At 28.0% G+C, this 7,811-nt stretch carries 9 protein-coding genes; 8 read left to right on the top strand and 1 reads right to left on the bottom strand.

Annotated features, from left to right (window positions below; all coding sequences use genetic code 11):
• Positions 1-27: 27 nt before the first annotated feature.
• Positions 28-633, top strand: coding sequence for a hypothetical protein (locus tag KGF50_RS19130; RefSeq protein WP_227849535.1), 606 nt, complete (start codon positions 28-30; stop codon positions 631-633).
• 47 nt (positions 634-680) lie between these two features.
• Positions 681-1,298, top strand: coding sequence for a DUF488 domain-containing protein (locus KGF50_RS19135; RefSeq protein WP_227849536.1), 618 nt, complete (start codon positions 681-683; stop codon positions 1,296-1,298).
• A gap of 159 nt (positions 1,299-1,457) precedes the next feature.
• Here the strand turns inward: KGF50_RS19135 and KGF50_RS19140 are convergent, their stop codons facing one another.
• Positions 1,458-1,910, bottom strand: coding sequence for a staygreen family protein (locus KGF50_RS19140; protein WP_227849537.1), 453 nt, complete (start codon positions 1,908-1,910; stop codon positions 1,458-1,460).
• 656 nt (positions 1,911-2,566) lie between these two features.
• Here KGF50_RS19140 and KGF50_RS19145 point away from each other — a divergent pair.
• The 6 genes from KGF50_RS19145 to KGF50_RS19170 all read left to right on the top strand — a co-directional run bounded on the left by KGF50_RS19145 (position 2,567) and on the right by KGF50_RS19170 (position 7,671).
• Positions 2,567-3,925, top strand: a complete 1,359-nt coding sequence (locus tag KGF50_RS19145) for an MATE family efflux transporter (RefSeq protein WP_227849538.1) — start codon at positions 2,567-2,569, stop codon at positions 3,923-3,925.
• A gap of 272 nt (positions 3,926-4,197) precedes the next feature.
• On the top strand, positions 4,198-4,578 hold the full coding sequence (locus KGF50_RS19150; protein WP_227849539.1) for a VOC family protein: 381 nt from the start codon (positions 4,198-4,200) through the stop codon (positions 4,576-4,578).
• A 124-nt stretch (positions 4,579-4,702) separates the two neighbouring features.
• Entirely contained in the window at positions 4,703-4,903 is a 201-nt protein-coding gene (locus KGF50_RS19155) for a hypothetical protein (protein WP_054272042.1), read from the top strand.
• Positions 4,904-5,096: 193 nt separating this feature from the next.
• Positions 5,097-5,825, top strand: a complete 729-nt coding sequence (locus KGF50_RS19160; protein ID WP_227825061.1) for an ABC transporter ATP-binding protein — start codon at positions 5,097-5,099, stop codon at positions 5,823-5,825.
• Between the two features lie 21 nt (positions 5,826-5,846).
• Positions 5,847-6,764, top strand: a complete 918-nt coding sequence (locus KGF50_RS19165) for a SufB/SufD family protein (protein WP_227849540.1) — start codon at positions 5,847-5,849, stop codon at positions 6,762-6,764.
• A gap of 142 nt (positions 6,765-6,906) precedes the next feature.
• Positions 6,907-7,671, top strand: a complete 765-nt coding sequence (locus KGF50_RS19170; protein WP_227849541.1) for a hypothetical protein — start codon at positions 6,907-6,909, stop codon at positions 7,669-7,671.
• The last annotated feature ends 140 nt before the right edge of the window (positions 7,672-7,811 follow it).

The following is a 7,811-nucleotide window of genomic DNA, read 5'->3' on the forward strand; positions in this document are numbered from 1 at the left end:
GTTGTATATTTTCGTTGAGGTGATAGAGTGGAAAAATATAAAGTATTAACTGACAAATTAAAACAAGTGTTTAATGGATTTTATATTGATTATGAAAATGAAGATTTTCCATATATAGATTTAGATAGAACTGACAAGATAATACTAAATGAAAGGTATTTTAAAATAGATAGTTTTCCTAAAACGATGGATATGGAATCTCCACATAGTGTCCTTGATGTATTTTGGGATTTAGATAAAGTAAAAGATAAGTATTTTATACAGGAAAACAAGTTTTTAAGGGCACTATTAATTATAATGAGTTACAGTAAAGAAATAATAATTGCAAGTGAATATTTTGTAAGTGAAAATAAAAAACATATAAAAAAAGTACTAAGTAAAAAGGAGAGTATATATCTAGAACAACTAAGCGATACCTTATTTGATTTTAAAGAAATAGGGTATAATTACTATATAATTGATGCTCTTATGAAGTTGTCACTAAGAGAAAGAGCTTCTCTATCTATATATATGTTGGATTTGGAAATAGCATTAGAAGTAAATGGATTATTTAGTAATGTATATATGGGATTAAATGGAAGTATAGATACAGTTAAGTATATTTGCAATGTAGAAGGCTTATATGTAAGATAGAGTATTAATTGTATAAAATAGTAATTCTAAGAATAGTAGGTGATTGTATGGAAATATTTGCAATAGGACATTCAAATTATCCATTGGATAAGCTTATTAATATGATAAAAAAATATAATATAAATTGTGTAGTTGACATTAGAGAAACTCCATATTCTAAATATAATATTCAGTATAATAGGGAGGCATTTAATGAATCATTAAGAAAGGCCGGATTTGTATATATATACATGGGCAAGGAGTTTGGGGCAAAAAGAACTAATAAAGATGTATATACAGAAGAAGGTTATGCAGATTTTGAAGAGGTAATAAAGGAAGAGATATTTTTAAAAGGAATCGAAAGATTAAAAAAGGGATGTCAAATGGGTTATAAAATAGTTTTATTAGGTGCAATGCAAGAGCCTATAAGATGTCATAGAAGTATTTTGCTAGGAAAAATATTAAATAAAGAAGGTTTCGATGTAAAATATATAATGCATGAAGGACATTTAGCATCTCAAGAAGATATAGAAGAGTCATTATTAGATAAGTATTTTAGTGATAGAAAACAAATGAGTATTGATAATTTGTTAGGAAATGCATTAACAAGAGAAGAGATGATACAAGAAGGCTATAGATTAGCTAATAAAGAAATAGGATATAGAACAGAAAAAATAGGTAAATAAAATATAGGAATTACCCAAAAACTTAAATACCTTTTAATAAGAAAAATTATTATAAATTTGTAACAGTTAAACATGATGTACTAGCTAAGGTCGTTATGTTAAATTAATATTATTATCTAAAGGGTTACATTGTTTTAAAGAGTACATCATGTTGTACTGTTAAAAAATAAAATCTCTAATATTGCCATAATCAACAGTTCTATTAAGGGTAGGATGACTAGATATAAATCTAACTGTAATTTTTGAGTTTAACAAACAAGGATTCGAAGTTAAAAATATTCTATCTCCATTGACAATAGAAGTAATAGCTACTGGTAAAATATCAACAAAAGTATCATATCTATTTTTAGCAATTTGATAAGGATAGTTTCCTACAAAAACAAATAGATTTAAGTCATATATATTATCAACGAACCAAGCCCATTGACCATAAACTTTGTCAATACTTACTGTACCTAAACCAAGTGTATCAAAGTATGTTGCTATAGTTAAATAAATGTTTTCCATGTTCTCTAAGTATGAAACAGTATATCTTCTGAAACGTATAGGTGCTGTGGCAGAAATAGGGTAAACCATATTTACATTTAAATTATTAGCATTCAAATTAACCAAAGTATCACATCCTAAAAATAGTCTATAAGATACAATATTTAAATTGATGAGATTTTGTTACATGTATATTGTAAGATTTTATAAATAATTAAAATTAGGGTACAAAGTGAATTAACAAGTTTAATAAGATATTCTTTGCACTATAAGTTCCTCACTTTCAAGTTATTCTTAACTGGCTTTATTTGAAGCATATATATCGTTTGAAGCATGTATATAATTATGCAAAATTATAGCATCATGAACTTGAATACACAAGAATCGTAAGCAAGTTCATATACTTGCCTTGAGTATATGTGACTTAAATGACCATGTCCATTACAAAAAAAATTTATGAAGCTAATAAAAAATATGTTTATTGTTATTATTAATAGTGGTACAATATTATCGAAATACAGTGATTGCATTTGATATCCAGCTATATTAATCGGCTAATTTAAACTCATAAATATTTTAAATCTAGTATCCATAAAAAATAATAAACATAAGATAATTATAAAGATATACTGTGTTCAAATGATATTAAACAAGATTTATATTATTTGAATACAGTATATTATAACGTTGAAAATACAATTCTAAACTTTATGGTATCAATTCATAGTCCGATAAACTAATTAAAAATTAAATTTATATAAAGAGGGAAAAGAGGAAAAGGGATGTTTATAAGGAAGAATGTTATAAAATTAGCAATTCCTATAATGATAGAGCAGACATTTGTTATGCTTCTAGGGGTATTTAATACAATGATGGCAGGTCATATTGGGGAAGAGGCTGTATCTGCAGTTGGAATGGTTGATTCAATCAACAATATATTTATATCTGTATTTGCTGCGCTATCTGTTGGTGCTACTGTTGTTGTAGCTCAACAAATAGGAAAAAGAGATAATGAAAAAGTAAATGAAACTATCAAGCAAGCATTAATATCTGGTGTAATATTATCACTTACAATAACAATATTGATGTGGATTTTTAGAACAGGTGTAATCAATTTGTTTTATGGTTCAGCAGAAGAATTGGTAAAATCAAATGCAAAACTATACATAGAGTTTACATTATTCACCTATCCATTTATTGCAACACAGCAGATAGCAAATGGTATTCTAAGAGGTTGTGGAGATGTAAAGAAACCTATGTATGTGACCATGTTTATGAATATAGTAAATGTAACCTTAGGATATATACTTATATATGGTGTTGATTTAAATTCTTTGGGAATAAATCTACAAACACCTTCTTATGGCATAACAGGCGCAGCTATGTCTATTGCTATAGCCAGAATAATTGGATGTATAGTTATTGTAAGGGCTTTATTTAAAGGAAATGAATTTATATCTATAGGTAAAATATTTCCATTTAAGATTGATGTTGAAACTCAAAAATCTATATTTAACATAGGTATACCAGCAGGGGTTGAACAATTACTTTTTAATGCAGGTAAATTGATTGTTCAAGTATTTATAGTTACTATGGGAACATCAGCGATTGCATCAAATGCAATAGGAATGTCAATTGCATCTATTATAAATGTAATTGGAAATGCATTAGCCTTGTCTGCTACGACTTTGGTGGGGCAATATATAGGACGGGGAGACATCAAAGGGGCTAAGAGTACTCTATTATATCTGACTAAATTTGCAACAGTTTGCTTATTTGCAGTAGGGGCTATATTTATACCAATTGCACCATGGATTTCAAGCATGTATACTCAAAATTCTAATGTAATTGATGTATCAACACAATTGATTCGAAGTGATTGTTTAGCTATGGTAATATGGCCTATATCCTTTGTACTATCAGCAGGGCTAAAAGGAGCTGGAGATACTAGATATACAATGATGACAGCTGTAATAGGAATGTGGATTTTTAGGATTTTTACAGGCTACGTATTAGGGGTTGTATTAGAATTTGGAGTGCTGGGAATTTGGATAGGTATGTATACAGATTGGCTTGTTAGAGGAACTCTGTATTGTTTGAGATTAAGAGGAACGAAGTGGCTAAAACATAAAGTTGCATAGAATATAAAAAATCACTTTTAAATAGTAAAGTCTATTTAAAAGTGATTTTTTATATAGATAATATCATAATTATAAGTATGATATATAGAAAAATTAAAATATGTAAATTAGGGCTATAATTATATAGACACTATAAATTATATATTGCACAGAATTACATAATTTGGCGATAAATATTAGAAATATATATCTATAGAAAATAATATATATGGGTATATTATTAAATATAAAAAATATTAGATATTTATTTAATAATAAAGGTGGGTATTTTTATGATAAATAAAATAGGAAAAATAACTCTCTATGTAAATAATCAAGAGGATGCAAAATTGTTTTGGACAGAAAAATTAGACTTTGTGGTAACTTATGAAAAAGAAATGGGTCCAAATATGAAATGGGTGGAAGTAGCACCAAGTAAAAATGAATTTACAACATTTGTATTGTATGATAAAAATCTGATGATGAAGCAAAATCAAGATGTAAGTTTATCACATCCATCAATAATTTTAAGTACAAGAGATATTAATGGAACTTATGAACAGATGGCAAAGAATAAAGTTGAAGTAGGAGAATTAATGGAGATGCCTTATGGAAGAATGTTTTCTTTTAAAGACCAAGATGGAAATTCTTACTTAGTTAGAGAAGATAAATAATTTTACAAAGTGTTAAATTTACTCAATATCTGATATAATTAGAGACAATAATTATTATAATTTAGTATTAAACTATAATTATATAGTTAAAAATCAATTGTAAAATTTGAGTAGAGGTGATAAAATGTTTAAGAAAATGGCAGTTTTAAAAGATATAGCAACTAAAATAGGACGTAAAAAAGCGTATGAATTATTAGAAATGGTTGAAGGTAATGACGCTTTTATAGCTGAAGTAAAGATAAAAAAGAATGGGATTGAATCTAAAAAAGAAGAAATCATGTTAAAAGATAATCAAAAAATAATACTAGAGTATATAGAAGGTTAATTTTTAGATACATATATAATTAAATAATACTGATTTTTAAAGATGAGTTAGAAAAACTCATCTTTTTTATTTTTAATAATTTTGTTTTATATTTAATATATATTTTATCCCTTAGAGTTGCTGAGATACAAAAAGTACTGATATAATAAAAGAATGGATATAAATGTAATATTTTACAGAAAAGAGGGGTATTATGCTTGAAATAAAAAATCTTTCCTTTAATGTTGAGTCTAACAATGAGGAGCTAGGAATAATAAATGACGTTAGCCTTTCATTTGAAAAAGGCAAACTTATTGTTATCACAGGTCCAAATGGTGGAGGGAAATCCACAATTGCTAAGCTTATTATGGGAATCGAAAAAGCTACTAGTGGTCAAATACTTTTAGATGGAGAAGATATAACTAATCTTAGCATCACAGAAAGAGCAAAAAAAGGGATAGGATATGCATTTCAACAACCGCCAAGAATAAAAGGTATGACAGTTGAAAACCTGCTTACTCTTGCTCATGGAAAACCATTGTCTACTGATGTGTGTTGTCAATATCTTACAGATGTTGGACTGTGCTCAAAAGACTATTTAAATCGTGAAGTTGATAACTCTCTTTCTGGAGGGGAAATGAAAAGAATTGAGATAGCAACTCTTTTTGCTAGAGATTTAAAGGTTTCTATATTTGATGAACCTGAAGCAGGTATAGACCTTTGGAGTTTTGGAAAGCTTAATGAAAGTTTTAAGAAAATTCATGGGGAATCTGACCAAACTATAATCATAATTTCTCACCAAGAAAGAATATTAGAGTTAGCTGATGAAATAATTGTTTTACAAGATGGTTCAGTAAAAAGCCATGGAACAAAAGATGCTATATTACCTGAAATCATGTGCCAAGTTAATTCAAATTGTGAATTAATGAAAGATATGAATTAATTAGAAAGGAAGGCAAATTAAATGAACAAAATAGACTTAAATCTTTTAGAAAAAGTTGCTGAACTTCGTGGAACTCCATTAGGAGCATACAATATACGTAAAAATGGACAAGGTATAGAAAGACATTCAACTGAAAATATAACTATAGCTCCAAAGACTGATAAACCTGGAATTGATATTATAGTAAAACCAAATACTAAAGGAGAAAATGTTCATATACCAGTAATAGTAACAGAAGCTGGTGTACAAGACATGGTTTATAATGATTTTGAAATTGGAGAAAATGCAGATGTTGTTATAATTGCTGGTTGTGGTATACATAATTGCGGTCATGATGATAGTGAACACAATGGAATACATAGATTCTTCTTACATAAAGGAGCTCGTCTAAAATATGTGGAAAAACATTATGGCGAAGGTGATGGAGAAGGAAAAAGAATTTTAAATCCAGTTACGATTGTTAATATGGGTGAAGACTCATATTGTGAAATGGAAACAACTCAGATTAAAGGCGTTGATTCAACTAAAAGAGAAATGGATGCTACTTTAGGCAAAGGAGCAAAGATAGTTGTATTTGAAAAATTGTTAACTCATGGAAATCAAGTTGCAGAATCTAATATGAAGGTTATATTGGAAGGTGAAAATTCTTCTGCTCAAGTAATTTCTCGTACAGTTGGTCAAGATAACTCTAAACAAAAATTTAATCCTTGTGTTATTGGGGATTCTCTTTGTTCTGCACATGTCCAATGTGACTCAATAATTATGGGCAATTCTCAAATTAGTGCCATACCTGAAATTGCTGCAAATCATCCAGATGCTCTTTTAGTACATGAAGCAGCAATCGGAAAGATTGCAGGAGACCAAATTTTAAAAATGATGACATTAGGTCTTACAGAAGAAGAAGCAGAACAACAAATACTAAATTGTTTTTTAAAGTAAGTTCAAGTTTTTATTTAATTTAATATAATTAATATAGTATAATATAATGAATAAGTCTAAAATATTTTTATTTTTAGACTTATTTTCTTTATGTAAGATAAAACTATTAGAGAAATTATACTGTAATTAGGATGTGGAATAAATGAAAAACTTACTTATAAGAAATGGGACAATAATATCTCCAAAGGATGGTATCGAATTTGAAAAAAGAGATATCTTAGTTTTACATGGAAAGATATACGATATTGGATTAAATCTTAAAGAAATGATAAGAAAAGAAAAAATACTCATAAACAAAGAGTTTGAGATAATAAATGCTAATAACATGTATATTTCTCCTGGATTTATAGATGTTCATACCCATTGTTATAAGAGAAAATTACCTACAGGTATGGATTCTGATTCAATTGGAATTGAAAAAGGCTCAACAGTTATATTTGATGCGGGTACAGCAGGTCCTGTAAATTACTACGATTTTAAGAAAAAATATATGGATGAATGTAAGACTGAAGTGTATTCATTTTTAAATGTAACTAATGAGGGATTAAATATATTGAATGAATCGACATCTTTAGATGTTATAAACTTTGACAACATTGAGTCTATTGTAGAAAAAAACATAGAAAAGATAAAAGGTATAAAAGTAAAAGCAAGTAAATTTCAATCTAGTACAGATGGTATAGACATAATTAAAAAGTCAAAACAAATTGCAGAAAAATTAAATTTACCATTAGTGGTATATATAGGGGAGTATCCATCATATATAGATGAAGTAATGAATATTTTGGGAAGGGGAGATATAGTTACACCTGTATATGGAAATAGCACCAATGGAATATTTAATGAGTCTGGTAACTTGAGAGAATCTGTATTAAGTGCAAAAGATAGAGGAGTATTATTTGATTAAAAAATAGCTATGCATACTCGTGACTTTAGTCATGAGTTAGTAGCTAAAATAGTCAGCATATAAGGAAACTTATATGTAGAGATAGGATAGAACCTATCCAATACTACTTGAATTGCTGGAAACCCCTAAAGCTAACCAAA

The sequence above is a fragment of the Clostridioides sp. ZZV15-6598 genome, from assembly GCF_020657705.1.
Taxonomy (GTDB): domain Bacteria; phylum Bacillota; class Clostridia; order Peptostreptococcales; family Peptostreptococcaceae; genus Clostridioides; species Clostridioides difficile_F.

What these genes read in the sequence shown, in the direction of transcription:
- KGF50_RS19135 (WP_227849536.1), top strand. Translation starts at nt 681, where the DNA reads ATGGAAATATTTGCAATAGGACATTCAAATTATCCATTGGATAAGCTT.
- KGF50_RS19165 (WP_227849540.1), top strand. Translation starts at nt 5,847, where the DNA reads ATGAACAAAATAGACTTAAATCTTTTAGAAAAAGTTGCTGAACTTCGT.
- KGF50_RS19145 (WP_227849538.1), top strand. Translation starts at nt 2,567, where the DNA reads ATGTTTATAAGGAAGAATGTTATAAAATTAGCAATTCCTATAATGATA.
- KGF50_RS19150 (WP_227849539.1), top strand. Translation starts at nt 4,198, where the DNA reads ATGATAAATAAAATAGGAAAAATAACTCTCTATGTAAATAATCAAGAG.
- KGF50_RS19160 (WP_227825061.1), top strand. Translation starts at nt 5,097, where the DNA reads ATGCTTGAAATAAAAAATCTTTCCTTTAATGTTGAGTCTAACAATGAG.
- KGF50_RS19170 (WP_227849541.1), top strand. Translation starts at nt 6,907, where the DNA reads ATGAAAAACTTACTTATAAGAAATGGGACAATAATATCTCCAAAGGAT.
- KGF50_RS19155 (WP_054272042.1), top strand. Translation starts at nt 4,703, where the DNA reads ATGTTTAAGAAAATGGCAGTTTTAAAAGATATAGCAACTAAAATAGGA.